We start from the raw sequence: 16373 nt of genomic DNA, 5'->3' as shown, positions 1-16373 counted from the left end.
GTCTCATTTAGTAGTTTCGTTAATTAACCTTTTGGCGGACTCTTTCGGGTAGGTAATATCGCAAGATGTTTATCCCATCGACAGATATGCTGGCTATGTCGAAATTTTTAGATTTTATCGACATATTTCACAAATACAACAACTAATTATCTATAAAAGCAGCTGCCATTAACTCTTGCTCAGCCCTTGAGATTCCGATTTCATTCGCAATCTTTTTCCATTGGCGCACGGAGTCTAGAACTTCTTCGATAATAGTATCCATTTGCGCATTATCCAATCGGAAGTACTCCCCTACGCTTTTTGCCAGCTCCAAATCCAAAGCATTGTTCTCCATGTCAATATTTAATACTAGTCCGTCTTTGTCTATCGATGGGTTAATATCATAAGCGGGAGAAAGTATCCAACCTTTTGAAGTCAAAATAAATCCATGATTACGCAAATGGTCATCGGTATTCGAAACCGCGATATTAAAAACAATTCGACGCCATAACTGGTGTAGGTTTTTATCAATGTTCACCCCATTGGTTTGGATAAATTCGGCAATGTCTAGATAACTTGCTGGGCTATCCCGAATGGTGTCCTCATTATTCCCTGTCATGGTCATGGCTGATGAAAAATGGATACGCTCTTTCCTTATTCTATCAAAACGTTGTGTAAAAAAGGTATTATAGTTTCCAGTAATTTTTTCAATTTGGGAGGGTGCCATTTCGATTCCACAATTTATCGCCAATCGATATGCCAAAAATTCCCATACTCCTTTATCTATAGTATCATTCTTTGAAGGAAATTTTGCTATCCAAAGATTTCCATGTTCATCCAAAATATTGGCCTTGGGTCTTGCTCCACCCAAAGAAGATCCTGGGGCCATTAGAACGGCCAACCATTTTTTTACTTCTTCATTATCGGTGTCATTCTCAAAATGCTTGGCAGCTTCTTGTAGTTCCCTCACTGACGACCAAGGGGGGGTAGGATTCTCTTCATTATTATCCAAAAATGGGCCTCTAGGATCTGTTTTAAAACGTAATGCTCCCATTCGACTTTCGTCATATACTCCTAATAAATAATCAATTTCATATAGGGTAGGTGCTTTGTCGTCTTTCTCTTTAGCACGTTGGGCAGCCCGTCTTTTCATTAGGGTTCGGCCCCAAGTATCAGGCATACTGTCCAAAAAGACTCCGAAATTTTCTTTGTTATTGGGATATTGTGGTCCTGAATAGAATTGAATATCCGGATCTAATAATAGCTGTTGTTCCGATTTTATCCAATTCTTATCGTATTCAAAACTAAATGCTTTTTTTCCTTTGGCATAATGAGCCGCAAGAACACCTATCAGCTTGGCCTCCGGCATTCCTTGCCAATGCGCATAAACGTATATATAAAATTTACCTTGTGCCATTCTTCCCTTTTATAATAAATCTAGGTCTTGTAGTTTTCTTCCAAATTCGTCATCAGCAGCTAGTTTTAGAAAATCATCTTGTAACCCTAAAACCCGCAATACATTAAAGTAGGAGCCAATGCCCACGCTAGGGTCGCCCTTTTCTATAAGGTAAAGTGTGCTCCTAACAATATCAGCCCTTTCAGCAACTTGAAGCGTTGTAAGTTTTCTTCTCTTCCGAGCCAATTTTATGTTTTCTCCCATCCGCTCTAAAACCTTTATGTGTTTGGGGAACAGCGTTTGTTTTCTTTTAGTCATAACTAAAATGATTGTTATTTCATACAAATATATCATTTTTGATTGAAATAACAATCATTATATACTAATTACAAGAGACATCAATAATCATTTTGGGCTTTCCCTTCCCAAATCTTACCCCAAAATTTTGCGCGTGGATCCTATCCGGTTTTTGTAGTCTTCCGGCAGATAAGCGTAAAGCAAAAACCGGATAGGGCGCATTCTATTCCTTGTTTTTGGGTTCGCACCATTCGGGTAAAAACTGGAACAGCAGCACACTCTAGGAAATTTCCAAAACATCTTTTTAAAACCCATACAGAGGCGTTGCAAACCATGCTCGATTTCATTTTTTACAACGAAATCGCACCGAAAGAACGCTTTGGGCCTACTGGATGGAGCTTGGAGAACTTGATTAAAAAAGGTTCAGCACAATGGCGGCCAAAATAAAAGAATTGGACAATCAGGGGATAACACCCTCCAAACCATGATAAAATTACTCTTCGAACATGCACCGCAGCAAAGGCGGCAAAAAACACTTTCATCGGACAAGCAAGATATGCCTATTAGGGATGATGCTTTCTTTAAAACAGCTTTTGAAGCTATAGAAATGCAGAAACAAAATACCATTCTAAGACAAAACCTTGACAAGATTCAACAACAATTTATTGAAACGCTTGATAAAGTGGAGATAAACAAATCACGTTTTGGTCAGACAAAATTGCAATTGAACATAACACTGGAAGCGTACAACAATTTGACGTCTACACTAAAACTAAGCTATGTACTTCAGCCTTACGGAACAGAATAAAACACCAACTTTTACAAAAAACTCCTTCGATTTTGGAAGTGACCCTGAAAATTATACCATCGGCGATGTTAGAAATTCTCCGAGGTGTAAGAAGGAGATTTTCAAAAACTCATTCAATAAGTGGAGTATTCTATGTGTTAACTTGGTTTACATGGTTTTATATCTCAAGGTAGCAATTGATTAGTTCACCATTCTACACGGGCGTATGCCACATATGCTATAGATTACCGATTAATTACAATTTTTGCCTGCATCGACAATGGTCCAGCCATAAGTGTCTATTAAGTTCTGTCTGGCTGTTTGACTTGAACAAAATGAGCTCGATCCGCCATTAAATTTTACGTTCGTTTTTAATTTGGAAAGGTTGTTCCAGCCTATTAGGGTTGCATCATAATTCTCTTTTGAAAGCCCTGTACCTTCAAACATTTCCAACATGTTTTCGACATTCCCAATATTCCAGCTACCAATACTTTTATCAAAAGCTATGGCACCTTTAAATGTTTTCTGCATATTTTTCACGTTGGAGACGTTCCAGGCCGATAAATCTTGATTAAATACTGAATTATTCCAAAAAAGCCCACCCATATTCTCAACATTGCTGACATCCCAAACACTTATATCTTGATTGAATACGTCATTATAAGCAAACATAATGCTCATCTCTTTAACATTTGACACGTTCCAATTTGTAATATCATAAGAAAATGAATCAGCTCCCTGAAACATGGCGGAAAGATCAATCGCACCCGACATATCCCAACTCCCTATTGGTTGATTAAAGTTCCGCGCACCATTGAAAATTGCCGAGAAATTCTCAACCTTTGAAACATTCCATGCACTAATATCTTGATTAAAGGCTTTCGCACTTTGAAACATGGTGCTAAGATCGGTTACCTTGGGAAAGTTCCAGGCGCCAATATCTTGATTAAATGCCTTTGCACCTTGAAACATGGTACGAATTTTCTCCACATTATTTAAGTCCCAATTACCAATGTCTTGATTGAAAGTACCAGTATTTTCAAAAAAAAACCAGTCATATCTTTCATATTTGATACATCCCAGTTTCCTATATTCTGGTTGAACAAATCACATTCAGCAAACATAAATGAGGCAAATGCTATGTTCGATACATCCCAGTTTTCGAAGCTGGTATTTCCTGCCAGTTTAGCGCAAAACCGAAACATTTCATGTGCGGTAAATACATTATTTAAATCGGGAACATCGGTGGCTATGACATCCAATTCAGTACACCCCTTAAATGCTCTTGAAAAATCATTCCATTGAATATTTCCCCATTGATTGATTAAGATTAATTTTTTGCTATCACTATCACTTTCATAATGTTGTGTATCAAAGTGAATTCGGGGAAATTTACCAGTGATAACGACAGAGTACGTACCTGGTATTTCATATGAATGTGTCGCATTACCACTCAAATTATTATCAGATGAACCATCTCCCCAGTCTACATTATAATCGTATATAAGGCCTTCAAAAGTTGGAATTGAAATCTGGGAATCGCTCGATAACCCCTCATTATGGGTAACCCATGTAGTAACAAACCCGGAAGATGTTGGCGGAGGTTGGACTGTGATAACCTTAACTATCCATTCTTGCGTGTCCCCGCTCTCCGAAGTTATAGTAAATGTTACTGGATTGCTAAAATCTAAAGGAGTATCTATCAACGGTTCAATGGTTGCTCCGTTGTATTCGATTTCGGGCAGCAGACTAGTAATATCTGTTCCCTCAGGCAACTGAAGCCCAAACGTGTTTTCTGAAATAATAAAACCCTTCTTTTTGTTAATCGATAAATTGGTGATTTCATTTGCTATACTGCCGCCAATTATTAAAGTAATACTGTGCCCTACGGTCAGATTTTCAGTCGATTTCACCAATATCGTTACCTCACCTACTCCAAGGGCAGTTACCAATCCGTTGACATCCACAACAGCTATAGATTCATCACTACTACTCCAGACCACCGTTGTATTCGTAGCATCCGAAGGAAGGGTGGTAATAGACATTTGTATAGTTGCACCTAAGAGGAGACTTTGTGTTTCTGTGGTTATTTCAATTGATGTTATATTTATTTCGACATCAATTTCTTGAGCTTCATTTTCTTCACATGAATACATTGATAATACTACCGGTAAAATATAAAAGACTAGAGATTTGAAAAGTTTCATTCTTGAAAATTTAACGTCAACCTTATGTGTTGAACAAATTAACTTTTAAATAGGAAATTCATTGAGTTCTAAAGGTCCAAACCTGACCTATCGATTTTCCTCCTTTGTAATTTGATTGTTTCCCGAAATTCCGGGGTTATCAGTTTTCCATGTAGTTATGAACTCTGTTTGAGCGTTGGCTAGTATAGCAAATAGTATACAAAGTTGGGTAACAACAGTTTTGTGCATAAGATTTGGGATAACGCTGCAAACTTAATCGTAGAAAGTATGCTACTTCAATAAATTGGATAACCTGTACTACATTTCCTTCAAAAATATATTTTGAAATTAATCTCTTTGAAAGTATTCTCATTAGTTTAAGACTACATCCAGACGGCCTAAATGCTATATAAATCTACGATAATTACACACCTTATTGCACACCGAATTATCCACATTTGCCTTGGTTTTAGATGATATCATTAAAAATAAAAAGCCTGTTAATCAATGATTAACAGGCTTTTTGATATAAACCAAGATTTGGTTCGTCGGGATGACAGGATTTGAACCTGCGACCCCACGCCCCCCAGGCGTGTGCGCTACCGGGCTGCGCTACATCCCGAATTCGGAATGCAAAAATAGAAAAGTTAAACAGATTACCTTACATCTTTTCAATAAAAATCCAAAAAACTATTCCAAACTTTCCATCCATTCGAATAAACGTTCCGTCCAACCTCTTAAATGCTTGTCTTGAAGCGCCAAGGAGAATCCGTGTCCCCCTTTGGGATAAATGTGCATAGTCGCAGAAACCCCTTTGTCTTTTAAGGCTTGGAAAAACAGTAGGCTGTTTTCAACGGGTACGCCGGCATCGTCCGTCGCATGAACTAAAAATGTCGGCGGAGTATCCGCAGTGACTTGTAATTCGTTCGAAAAATGCTTTTCTAAATCGGAATTGGCCGTTTCTCCTAACAAATTCTTTTCTGAACCAGAATGTTTGGTCGTTTGCGTAAATGTTATTACGGGGTATCCTAATGCCATAAAATCGGGGCGCGCACTTTTATCATCCATCCCATCTACGCGCTCATAGACCTTTTCGTCAAAATGTGTACCGAGGGTAGCGGCCAAATGTCCTCCGGCTGAGAAACCTATTATACCAATTTTATTTTCTAGAATATTCCAATCTTTTGCCTGGCTTCGCACCATTCGCATAGCACGCTGAGCATCGATTAATGGAACATTATGTTTTTCTTTTTGAGAGACATCCGATGGCAAACGGTATTTTACGACAATCCCGGCAATACCTTTTCCGTTTAGAAATTTAGCAATATCGGTGCCCTCCCAATCATAAGCCAGAATACCGTACCCACCACCCGGAAAAATCAACATGGCCTGCCCGTTGGCATTTGACTTTGCTGGCAGATATACCTCTATTGTCGGCTCTTGCACTTTGCCAATCCTCAAAATATTTGTGTAGTTTTTTACTTCTTTTTCATCCGATTCAATACGGTTGGGAATCTTGTTTTTTGGCCATAACGGCATTATGGTATCTTGGGCTTGCATAGCATAAAAAGTAAGGAATATGATAATAAAACTATTCTTGAACCTTGTTTTCATAAATTTTGGTTGTTTGTTAAAATTAAAAAAATACCGTTGGTTTATCTCAATCTCCAATTTAATCACAATTCCATTTGAAATTGGCAACCTTATCCTTGCTGGCGGAAGATAAGTTGTAATGCCACCATTCCGTTCTGATACTCCAAAACCCATGTCGCTCCATAGTCTCTTTAAGCAATTTACGGTTATCTAGAATTTTTTGAGGCAAATCTAAATTATCATGGTAAGCCTTTTTTCCGAAGAAATCAAAATCGGTACCCATATCCAGTTCTTCGTCGTTTAAAGTTACCAAGGTAATATCGACTGCGCCACCTCTATTATGAATCGACCCCTTCTTTGGGTTCGCTACATATTGTGGATTCGGTACTATTTCCCACATTTTATATTGTACTGCATTGGGGCGATAACAATCATAGAACTTAATTTTTACTCCGTTTTTTTTGAATTCGGCATTGGCTTTTAACAAAGCCTTCGCCGTTTTTACACGGGTATAACATTCGGCACAATCATATACTTTGGCATTAAGAAAATTGTTTTCCGTAGCGTAGCGTAGGTCATAGGCAAAACCATCACTAAAATCTGCCAATCGCACAAAGGTGGTATCGGCCAAACCTTCAAACGATTTGAACTTAGGTTTAGCCTTAGCTATTATAACTTCATTTATTATGGTGTCCGGGGCCTTTTTTAAAACCTCTTGTGGTGGCGACTGCTTTTCTTTTGGTGGGTGCTCTTTACATCCAAAAATCAATAAGACTATCAAACCGGTAAAAAAATACTTCATGAAATTACTGTTTCTATAATCAAATTTCCGCTTTTTCCCCTATCCCTTGAGGATGTCAAAAAAAAAACATTAATTCCGTTCATAATTGGTCTATTTCAAAATTCACCTCCACCTCCTAATTTTACAAATCAGAAGACAAAACTTCTCATTGGCTAAGCCCCAAGATTTCGATTGGAAGATAATACATTTTTTTAGTTCTAAAAATTCAGGATTTTGGTTTGCTGAACATTAGATTCACAATAATATGGATTAACTTTAGGCCATGTCAGTTCTATTTCAACGTATACTTTCGGTCGCTTTAATTCTTTCTACATGGGCTTGTCAATCTCCCAAAAAAGAAAGTAAACCTCCAAATAAAAAACCCAACATCATTCTAATCATGGCCGATGACCAGGGTTGGGGAGATTTAAGCTTTAATGGAAACACCAATCTCAAAACACCACATATCGATGCCATCGCACAAAATGGGGTTGCTTTCGAAAACTTTTACGTACAACCCGTATGTTCCCCTACGCGTGCCGAGTTATTAACAGGGCGTCATTTTACCCGCTTAGGGGTGTATTCTACTTCCGCAGGTGGTGAGAGGTTAAACCTTGGGGAGACGACTATTGCGGAAGTCTTAAAAAATGCCGGATATCGTACTGCGGCCTATGGCAAGTGGCACAATGGCATGCAACCGCCCTATCACCCCAATGCAAGGGGTTTTGATGATTTCTACGGATTTGCTTCTGGCCACTGGGGCAACTATTTCAGCCCCATGCTCGAACATAACGGACAAATCGTAAAGGGAAATGGTTTTTTGGTCGACGACCTTACCGATCATGCCTTGTCTTTTTTGACCGAAAATAAGGATGCGCCATTCTTTTTATACTTGCCTTTGAATACCCCTCATAGCCCAATGCAGGTGCCCGATACCTATTGGAATCGATTTCAAGACAAACCGCTCGATAGGCTTTATCAGGGGGAAGAAAAAGAGAATACAAATTTTACGAAGGCTGCCTTGGCCATGGTCGAGAATATCGATTTTAACGTAGGTCGTATTACCAAAAAAATACAGGAACTCAGTTTAGAGGAAAATACAATCATTGTCTACCTCTCCGATAATGGTCCCAACGGCTGGCGGTGGAACGGTGGCATGCGGGGCAGAAAGGGGTCTACAGATGAAGGGGGCGTTAAAGCACCCTTTTTTATTCAGTGGAAGGATAGTATCCCGGCAGGAAACACCGTACCCCAAATAGCAGCTGCCATTGATATTTTACCGACTTTGATCCACTTGACCGGCGTAAAGGTCAAAACTAAAAAGCCCGTTGATGGCAAAAACCTAGCCCCCCTATTATTTACGAAGAATACGAAATGGATCGATCGCCTTATTTATAATCATTGGAACGGGAAAACAAGTGTACGCTCGCAGCGCTACCGTTTAGACACCGACGATCGCCTCTACGACATGGCCAATGATATTGGTCAAACCTTTGATGTATCTGGTGAATTTCCTGATGTTTCCGATTCACTAAAAAAAGCCAAAATCCATTGGTTAACAACAATTCCGCCCAGCAAAAAGACAGATGAGGAAAGGCCCTTGACCTTGGGTCATCCCGACTATGCATATACGCAAATTCCGGCACGTGACGGTATTCCCCATGGAAATATTGAACGAAGTAACCGCCACCCGAACGATACCTTTTTTACGAACTGGAAAAGTGTAAATGACTCGATTACCTGGAATGTAGATGTTCTAGCCGATGGTGTATTCGACGTTCAGCTCTATTATACCTGTAAAGAAAAAAATGTGGGTGCGACATTACAGCTTTCCCATGGAAAAACCCACTTGACCACAATAATAACAGAAACACATGACCCGCCACTGAAAGGAATGGAAAATGATCGTGACCCCCGTATAGAATCATATGTCAAAAATTTTAAACCAATGGTAATGGGAGAAATAGCACTTAAAAAAGGAAAAAGCCAACTTACGCTGAAGGCGCTATCTATTACAGGGAACGAAGCAGTTGACGTACGCCTCCTGTTATTTAAACGTAAAGATTGATTCAAGACCATAACCGGCAAATAAAAAATTGGAATCTAAAAAAGATAAACTCAAAATCTCCTTATTTTGGTTTCTTGCAAAAAACAAAGTACCATTATGAACCATAAAATTTCTAGAAGAAAAGCAATTGGAAATAGTCTAAAAATTTCCGGAGCCGCCTTGACAGGCTTCGCATTTTCGAAAAATGATTCGTCTCAGATATTCTATCATAACAATCAACCAAAAAAGACACTGCCATTTCGAATAAGCCTGAACACTTCAACAATAATGGCCTATAAATTGGATGTCGATAAACAAATTGAAATGGTTGCCGATGCCGGCTTTGACGGAATTGAATTATGGATGCGGGATATAAAAGCCTATTTGGATAAAGGCGGTAGTAGTGCACAGCTAAAGAAAAAGCTAGAAACTGGTAATCTCGTTTTAGAAAACATTATTGGTTTTTCGAAATGGTGCAGTGACGACCGCGAGGAGCGAAAAGAAGCTATCGATCAACTGCGGGAGGAAATGCAGATAACCGCCAGTCTAGGTGGCAAATATATTGCAGCTCCGGTACAGGGAATCTCTTCCCTTGACCGCGGAAAGTGTGATGAATACGCTCAAAGGTACAATGCTATACTGGCGCTTGAACAAGAAACGGGGGTGACTCCGGTTATCGAGCTTTGGGGCGCCGGTGCTTTGCACAATTTGGCAGATTGTGCCCATATTGTTATTTCTACGGGCCATCCAAAGGCCACAATGCTACTTGATGTCTATCACGTATATCGCGGAGGCAATGATTGGGATACCGTCGATTGTCTCAATGGAAAGCGCCTTCCGGTAATTCATATGAACGATTATCCCGAAAGTCCTGAACGCGAATCATTAACGGACGCACACAGAGTGTTTCCCGGTGAAGGTATTTGCCCATTCGACGTAGTCATCCCCAAACTGTACGAGGCGGGTTTTAGCGGTGGTTTCTCGGTGGAGCTTTTTAACAAGGAATATTGGTCGACTATGGATGCGGAAACTATATTAAAGAAAAGCTACGAAAACACCGTTCGGGTAATTGAAGCCGCACTTAAAAAGAAATAAAATCATTTTGCGCCATTTTAAATACGCTGCGACATTTCATTATCATTCAAAAACAATTATTAAAAAAAGTAGAATTTTACTATTTTCCCAGTTTCATTTTTCCCATAATAAACTAATGTCGACAAAGAATATTCATAAAAGAACAAAAATATCGTTTTATAGCTAATCTAACGTGTATTTCAGCAAATCGCTGTCTTCGAACCCTATTCGCTCCGCTTTAGCGACAAACGAAGTATCGCCGGGCAATGGTTCCCGGTAGAACTGCCAAACGGAATCTTGGGGCTGTTTATAGAGAATCGTAGCATCTGGCCTATGGGAGTATAATGCAACACCACTCACCTTTTTTTCCATCTCCAATGGAGCCAACTTCAATTGTTTGCCCTTTGGAAGCCATTTTGCGAGTAACTCTTTTTCAGGATACACTCCTAAATCGTGAGTATCAATTATCCAGTCTTTTAAAATACCACGCAAATGTTTTAAAGTATCCCTAAGTTCTGCCCTGTCAGCCAAATTCTCCAATTCGTAGGGATCGTTCTGAAGATCATAAAGTTCTTCCTCAGGTTTTGGGGTTCGAAACCAGAGGGATTGAGTTGCGTCTAATTCCCCATTTTTCCACATCTTATTCATTTTTTGCATCATGGGCATTTGTTCACGATATACTACCGGCAACGCGTTACTGATATTCTGATTAAAATTCTTGATGTATTTATAACGTTGGGAACGTACTCCCCGCAAACGATCGTAAACCCCATCAAAACGATCGGAAGTGGTAAAAATGTATTTGCTTTTTAAGGTATCTCGATACTTTCCGTACAACGCTTTTCCTTGCATTGTTTTGGGAGGTTTTAAACCTGCCCAAGATAAAAGTGTAGGTGCAAAATCAATAAAATTGATAAAATTGTCATTACGTTCCCCGGCCTTTTCGTTTTCAGGGAACTTAATAACCAACGGCACTTTCGTTCCGGTTTCATACAGTGCACGTTTATGTCTTGGGAAAGGTCCGCCATGATCCGCGTAAAAAAATATGATGGTATTATCATACAGCCCGTCTTCTTTGAGTTGGGCTATAATCTCTCCGGCCTGATCATCCATCCGTTTGAGGTTGCTATAGTTAACCGCCAAATCGTGTCGAATTATTTCGTTATCGGGAAAATAGGAAGGTACCGACACTGAATCAGGGGTTACAAAAAGTTCACTATCCCGTTGTTTCCAAATACCCGATTCGTGGCAGACGATAAAATTGAAAACGGAGAAAAAAGGAGCGCCTTTCGGACGGTTGCGCCAATGGGCGTTCTTACTGCTCTCATCCCATACAGACTCCAGTTTTTTAAAATTATAATCTTCTTTAGAATTATTGGACGTATAATAGCCTCTTTTTCGCAATAACTGCGGAAACATAACCGTCCCCTTTGGCACTACGGGCGAATAAGAGGGGATACCGATTTGCATTTGGTTGCTATTATCTCCGGAGTAGGTGCGCATATTGTGCGTACCAAGGGTCGTTGGGTACATTCCTGTAATAATACCACTTCGCGTGGGAGCACATACGGGAACAGGTGCGTACGCATTCGTAAACACTACGCCATCACTCGCCAAAGCCTCTAAATTAGGAAGTGAAATCGTGCTATCGCCATACATTGGAAAAAAGTCGGGAGATTGGTCCTCAGCGACGAGCCATACAATATTCGGGAGTTCTTCCGTTGATGCAATTATTTGATTTTTATCGTTATCCGCACAGCCTAACATCAAGATTGATGCAATGAAAAAAAGGGTCAAATGTTTCATAGATCAGTTGTATAGCATTGATAATATTAGAAGATAGGATAAATTTAACCGATTTAATTTGTGGATAAAGCCAAAAACTGTCAGGCTATCGATACCAGGAAAACAATCAAGTTATAAAAACGGTACGCTATTCCAATCCACTTAAAAATTTCAAACTCTGTGGCACTTGTTCCACCACCCGTGAACATTCGTCTTCAATAAACATATATTTGACGACACCTAACTCTTTAGCACGTTTGACAACGCCCGCAATATCTATCTGACCGGTTCCCAACACTACATTGGTCTCAACATCTTCATGTCCTGTATTGTTGCCCTTCACCCCTTTTTCTAAATCTTTCAAGTGCAGGAGCACGAATTTTTTCGGATATCTATTCAGTAAGCTCAATGGGTCTTCACCACCATGCTTTACCCAATACACATCCATCTCAAAAGCAAAATGATCGGCATGCTCTGCCATATAATCAAATAATGTTCCGTCTTTATACGGCCGAAATTCATAACCGTGGGCATGATAGGCCAACGTTATACCCTCCTTTTTTAATTGTTTGCCCGCTTTATTAAATACTTCGGTAGCCTCTTTTGTCTTTGCTATATCAAATTTGTTCCCTTCATGAGAAATCCATGCGCACATAACATATTTAGCACCGAACGCTTTGGCGTTTTGAATAATTGCATCAATCTTTCCGTTCTTTAAATCGTCGTACGAAGCGCCAACGCTGACGACCTCCAAATCCCGCTTTTTTAGTTGATCTTTGAACTCCTCCCTTGAAAGGCCGTATGTACCACCGCCCTCCAGATTGGTCAACCCCCATGATTGAATGATATCCAAAGTACCAGGAACATCGGTCTTAAATTGATTTCTTAGGCTATAAAGCTGTATGCCTATTTCTTGGGCACTGACCGATATCGTAAACAGGGTCAACCAAAAAAGTGTTATTGTTTTTGCCATAGTAGTTATATTTAGAGGTTTTCTATTCTTCCAGTTTTTGTAAATATTCCAAACTTTTGGGCACTTGTTGCACCACCCTTGTAGATTCATCTTCAATAAACAAGTACTTAAGCCCCATTTTTTTTGCTTCCGTCACAATTTCAGCAATATTTATCTGGCCTGAACCCAAGGTTACATTTGTGTCTACATCAGATCGGCCGTTTTGATTTCCGACGACTCCCTTTTTACAATCCTTCAAATGCATAAGCTTGAACTCATTCGGATATTTCTTCAACCACTCGACCGGATTTTCCCCAGGGTGAGCAAACCAATATACATCCATTTCGAAATCAAAATATTCAGAATTTGTAATCATGTAATCCATCAAAGTAGCATCTCCATAAGGGCGAAACTCATAACCGTGAGGATGATATGCCAAAGTAACACCTTCGGCCCTCAATTTTTTTCCCGCCTTGTTAAAAACGTCCAAGGCCAATTTGACATCGTCGATTGTAAAAATGGTGTCCTTATGCGGAATCCAAAAACAGACCACATATTTCGCCCCATAATCTTTCGCTCTCTTTAGAACCGTTTCGGGACTATTTTTCAATTCTTCGAAGGGCGCACTCGCACTAACGATTTCCAAGTTGTTTTTAGCCAAAAGCGCTTTGTATTCTTTTAGGGAATACCCTTGGGCACCATCGTTTCCATCTTCAACTTTAGTGAATCCCCAGCTCTTGATTTTAGCGAAAGTGCCAGGAACGTCTTTTTTAAACTCATTTCGCAAACTATAAAGTTGTAGCCCTATTTCTTGAGCGGACCCATGGATAGCGAAAAGGAGCAAAAAAAGAACTATTATAGCACTACGCATACGATGAACAATTAGTATTCAATTGAAAACACCCTAAAATACAAAATACTTCCCTTCATAGAAGGAAAGTATTTTATTTATTGTAATCAGAATTTTACTAAGTCAACAAATTGCCGTTTTCGTCCCATTCGGCGATTTCGTTTCGCTTGCTTTGGTCCACACATTTAGCAATCCATTCCGGGTCATACTCTACCCCATGTTGTTTAAGTACTTCATCGGGCACACCATCCCATACATTGGGCGAGTTACCTTTATACCCCAAGTCGGCGATTCCCACCTTTGATGTATAATAACCGGTAACCACCAAATTGCGCATAAGTGCAAAGAATTGAATTTCCAGTGCTTGGTCATCCAATGGTTTTTCTGTGTCATGGAAACAGATGGTGTCTAAAATTTCCTTTTGCTGCTCTAAAGTAGCTGCCTTAAATTCAACACCATAATCGGTATTTGATTTATGGTCTAACCACATTAAACCGCCCAAGAGCGTATTTTGCATTTGAGGCATATCTTTACCGATAAACTCGATAAACTCAGGAACTTCGGCCTCAATAGGCCCGCCATTCGGTTCTTTCGGCGGGAGAATTACAGTACTCAATACGGCAATGGTCTCCATTTCATGTTCATTGAACAGCTGTTCTGCGTGTAATTTCTCAACACGTTCCAACTCCTTGGGTGTTCGACCAAAGTAATGGGTATCAGTAGCAGCGGCAACTTCCTGTGTTACAGTCTCGCCTCCTTCAGGCTTACAGCCATGAAAGGCGATGGCAGAAGCACCAGCGCCAAGAATCATCGTTTGTATACTCTTTCTTCTGTCCATCATTAGATATTTTGTTGTTTCAATTGTTCGATAATATAATCGGAAGCCCTCCAAGACAAGGCCAAAATTGTCCAAGTACAGTTCTTATCGGCCTGAGACACGAAAGGTCCGGCATCTACGATAAAAACATTATCTGCATCGTGCAACTGATTAAATTTATTAGTTACCGACGTTTTTGGATCATCGCCCATACGGGTCGTACCCACTTCGTGAATAATTTCACCCGGGGCATGCAACCCATAGTCTCTATCTTTTCCTGGTTTGTTTAAATAAATTCCACCCATATTATGTGAAATTTCTTCAAAAGTATCCTGCATGTGCTTGGCTTGACGCACTTCGATATCTGACCATTTATAATTGAACTTAAGCACAGGTATACCATAATCATCAACTGTAGTAGGATCAATTTCACAATAATTTTCTTTTACCGCCAAACCTTCACCTCTACCACCAAAGCCTACAATCGCTCCATAGTATTTTTTAACCTCATCGCGCAGCTTATCGCCATATCCGCCTGTGGGCAAACCTAATAATTTATTAAAATTACTCTGGTCAAATCCGAATCCGTAATTGGGTTGCCCCATACCACCCCAAACTTCAATGTGGTACCCTCTTGGGAAATCTAAATTTTTATTATCACCCCACCAAGGGCTATACACGTGCATGCCCCCTACCCCATCTTCATTGTAAGATACATCACGGTCCATTAAACCTGGTACGAATGCCGAACCACTACTCCCTGTAGAATCGTGCAAATATTTACCCACTAAGTCACTACTATTTCCTAAACCGTTCGGGTGTTGTTTACTTTTACTATTTAAAAGAATTCGTGCAGAACTACAAGCAGAGGCCGCTAGCACTACCACCTTGCCTTTTAACTTATATTCTTTTCTATCATCTTTGCTAATATACGAAACCCCTGTAGCTTTTCCTTCGGCATTAGTGGTCACTTCACGTACCATTGAGTTTACAAATATCTTCACTTTCCCGCCACTTTTCTGCGCAGGAAAAATAAGGCAACTACCCGCAGAGAAATCAGCATATACCTGGCACGACCGGTTGCATTGGCCGCAATAAAAACAAACCCCCCGCTCATTATTGATACGCTTGGTAAGCATTGAAAGTCGACCAGGAATTACGGGAACACCCGATTTTTTAGCACCTTTTATATAAAAAAGTTCATGTAACCTCGGTTTTGGTGGTGGAAGAAAAAAACCGTCTGGATCATTTTCTAGACCTTCATTAGTACCAAAAACCCCGATCAATTTATCTACTTTATCGTAATATGGTTTAACATCGTCATACCCAATCGGCCAATCTTCTCCGTGACCATCACGGGTTTTCCCTTTAAAATCTTTGGGTCCAAAACGGAGTGAAATTCTGCCCCAATGGTTCGTTCGGCCACCGAGCATTCTAGAACGCCACCAACGGAAGGTAGTTCCTTCGGCATGAGTATAGGGTTCTCCATCAACTTTCCAATCGCCATAAGACATATCCCATTCTCCAAAAGCCCGGTCAGTACCGGCACCTCGTCGAGGCGAATCATAGGGCCATTTTAATTGAGTCATTGTAACGGGGTCTGCCGGGTCAAAAAACGGACCCGCCTCAACCACGGCAACATTGTAACCAGCATCGGCCAATTGCTTGGTAGCCATGCCGCCACCCGCACCTGAACCGACGATAATCACGTCATAAACTTCTGAGGATTCTTTAATTTGCATAATATGATTTTTCTTAGATGGCCTAAATTAGAAATTTAAACTAAAAAATCCCTTTTTTTCCATAAACAATTAACTATTCCTCACCGT

The 16373-nt window shown here is 40.0% G+C and carries 15 protein-coding genes and 1 tRNA gene; 4 read left to right on the top strand and 12 right to left on the bottom strand.

Annotation, left to right across the window (positions count from 1 at the left end; genetic code table 11):
• Positions 1-142: 142 nt before the first annotated feature.
• Together AACZ88_RS09480 and AACZ88_RS09475 are read right to left on the bottom strand one after the other, a co-directional pair.
• Positions 143-1396 carry a HipA domain-containing protein gene (locus AACZ88_RS09480; protein WP_339709232.1) on the bottom strand — a complete coding sequence of 418 codons (1254 nt, stop codon included), beginning with the start codon at positions 1394-1396 and terminating at the stop codon, positions 143-145.
• 9 nt (positions 1397-1405) lie between these two features.
• Positions 1406-1693 (bottom strand): helix-turn-helix transcriptional regulator, encoded by a 288-nt coding sequence (locus AACZ88_RS09475; protein ID WP_339709230.1) that lies wholly within the window; start codon positions 1691-1693, stop codon positions 1406-1408.
• A gap of 111 nt (positions 1694-1804) precedes the next feature.
• Between AACZ88_RS09475 and AACZ88_RS09470 the strand changes: the two genes are divergently transcribed.
• Positions 1805-2119 (top strand): BfmA/BtgA family mobilization protein, encoded by a 315-nt coding sequence (locus AACZ88_RS09470; protein WP_339709315.1) that lies wholly within the window; start codon positions 1805-1807, stop codon positions 2117-2119.
• Between the two features lie 37 nt (positions 2120-2156).
• Positions 2157-2480, top strand: coding sequence for a hypothetical protein (locus tag AACZ88_RS09465; RefSeq protein ID WP_339709228.1), 324 nt, complete (start codon positions 2157-2159; stop codon positions 2478-2480).
• Between the two features lie 231 nt (positions 2481-2711).
• On the opposite strand, the gene AACZ88_RS09460 is transcribed toward AACZ88_RS09465, so the two are convergent.
• The 5 genes from AACZ88_RS09460 to AACZ88_RS09440 all read right to left on the bottom strand — a co-directional run bounded on the left by AACZ88_RS09460 (position 2712) and on the right by AACZ88_RS09440 (position 7040).
• Positions 2712-3449 (bottom strand): BspA family leucine-rich repeat surface protein, encoded by a 738-nt coding sequence (locus AACZ88_RS09460; protein ID WP_339709226.1) that lies wholly within the window; start codon positions 3447-3449, stop codon positions 2712-2714.
• Between the two features lie 5 nt (positions 3450-3454).
• Positions 3455-4666: an Ig-like domain-containing protein gene (locus AACZ88_RS09455; protein WP_339709225.1), complete on the bottom strand. Its 1212-nt coding sequence runs from the start codon at positions 4664-4666 to the stop codon at positions 3455-3457.
• 527 nt (positions 4667-5193) lie between these two features.
• Positions 5194-5267: transfer RNA gene (locus AACZ88_RS09450), tRNA-Pro, on the bottom strand.
• Between the two features lie 68 nt (positions 5268-5335).
• Positions 5336-6259 carry an alpha/beta hydrolase gene (locus AACZ88_RS09445; RefSeq protein ID WP_339709223.1) on the bottom strand — a complete coding sequence of 308 codons (924 nt, stop codon included), beginning with the start codon at positions 6257-6259 and terminating at the stop codon, positions 5336-5338.
• A 58-nt stretch (positions 6260-6317) separates the two neighbouring features.
• Positions 6318-7040, bottom strand: a complete 723-nt coding sequence (locus AACZ88_RS09440) for a M15 family metallopeptidase (protein WP_339709221.1) — start codon at positions 7038-7040, stop codon at positions 6318-6320.
• Positions 7041-7302: 262 nt separating this feature from the next.
• On the opposite strand from AACZ88_RS09440, the gene AACZ88_RS09435 reads away from it, so the two are divergent.
• Entirely contained in the window at positions 7303-9087 is a 1785-nt protein-coding gene (locus tag AACZ88_RS09435; protein ID WP_339709219.1) for an arylsulfatase, read from the top strand.
• A gap of 96 nt (positions 9088-9183) precedes the next feature.
• Entirely contained in the window at positions 9184-10161 is a 978-nt protein-coding gene (locus AACZ88_RS09430) for a sugar phosphate isomerase/epimerase (RefSeq protein ID WP_339709217.1), read from the top strand.
• A gap of 162 nt (positions 10162-10323) precedes the next feature.
• On the opposite strand, the gene AACZ88_RS09425 is transcribed toward AACZ88_RS09430, so the two are convergent.
• The 5 genes from AACZ88_RS09425 to AACZ88_RS09405 all read right to left on the bottom strand — a co-directional run bounded on the left by AACZ88_RS09425 (position 10324) and on the right by AACZ88_RS09405 (position 16286).
• Positions 10324-11946: a sulfatase gene (locus tag AACZ88_RS09425; RefSeq protein WP_339709215.1), complete on the bottom strand. Its 1623-nt coding sequence runs from the start codon at positions 11944-11946 to the stop codon at positions 10324-10326.
• 127 nt (positions 11947-12073) lie between these two features.
• Positions 12074-12898: a sugar phosphate isomerase/epimerase gene (locus AACZ88_RS09420; RefSeq protein WP_339709213.1), complete on the bottom strand. Its 825-nt coding sequence runs from the start codon at positions 12896-12898 to the stop codon at positions 12074-12076.
• A 22-nt stretch (positions 12899-12920) separates the two neighbouring features.
• Positions 12921-13748, bottom strand: a complete 828-nt coding sequence (locus tag AACZ88_RS09415) for a sugar phosphate isomerase/epimerase (protein ID WP_339709211.1) — start codon at positions 13746-13748, stop codon at positions 12921-12923.
• A 97-nt stretch (positions 13749-13845) separates the two neighbouring features.
• Positions 13846-14565, bottom strand: coding sequence for a gluconate 2-dehydrogenase subunit 3 family protein (locus AACZ88_RS09410; RefSeq protein ID WP_339709313.1), 720 nt, complete (start codon positions 14563-14565; stop codon positions 13846-13848).
• A gap of 2 nt (positions 14566-14567) precedes the next feature.
• Positions 14568-16286: a GMC family oxidoreductase gene (locus AACZ88_RS09405; RefSeq protein WP_339709209.1), complete on the bottom strand. Its 1719-nt coding sequence runs from the start codon at positions 16284-16286 to the stop codon at positions 14568-14570.
• Between the last annotated feature and the right edge of the window lie 87 nt (positions 16287-16373).

Origin of the sequence: uncultured Kriegella sp. (genome assembly GCF_963975415.1) — a bacterium.
Lineage (GTDB): Bacteria > Bacteroidota > Bacteroidia > Flavobacteriales > Flavobacteriaceae > Kriegella.
The sequence above is the reverse complement of the archived record's forward strand: the minus strand, read 5'-3'. Positions and strand labels throughout refer to the sequence as shown.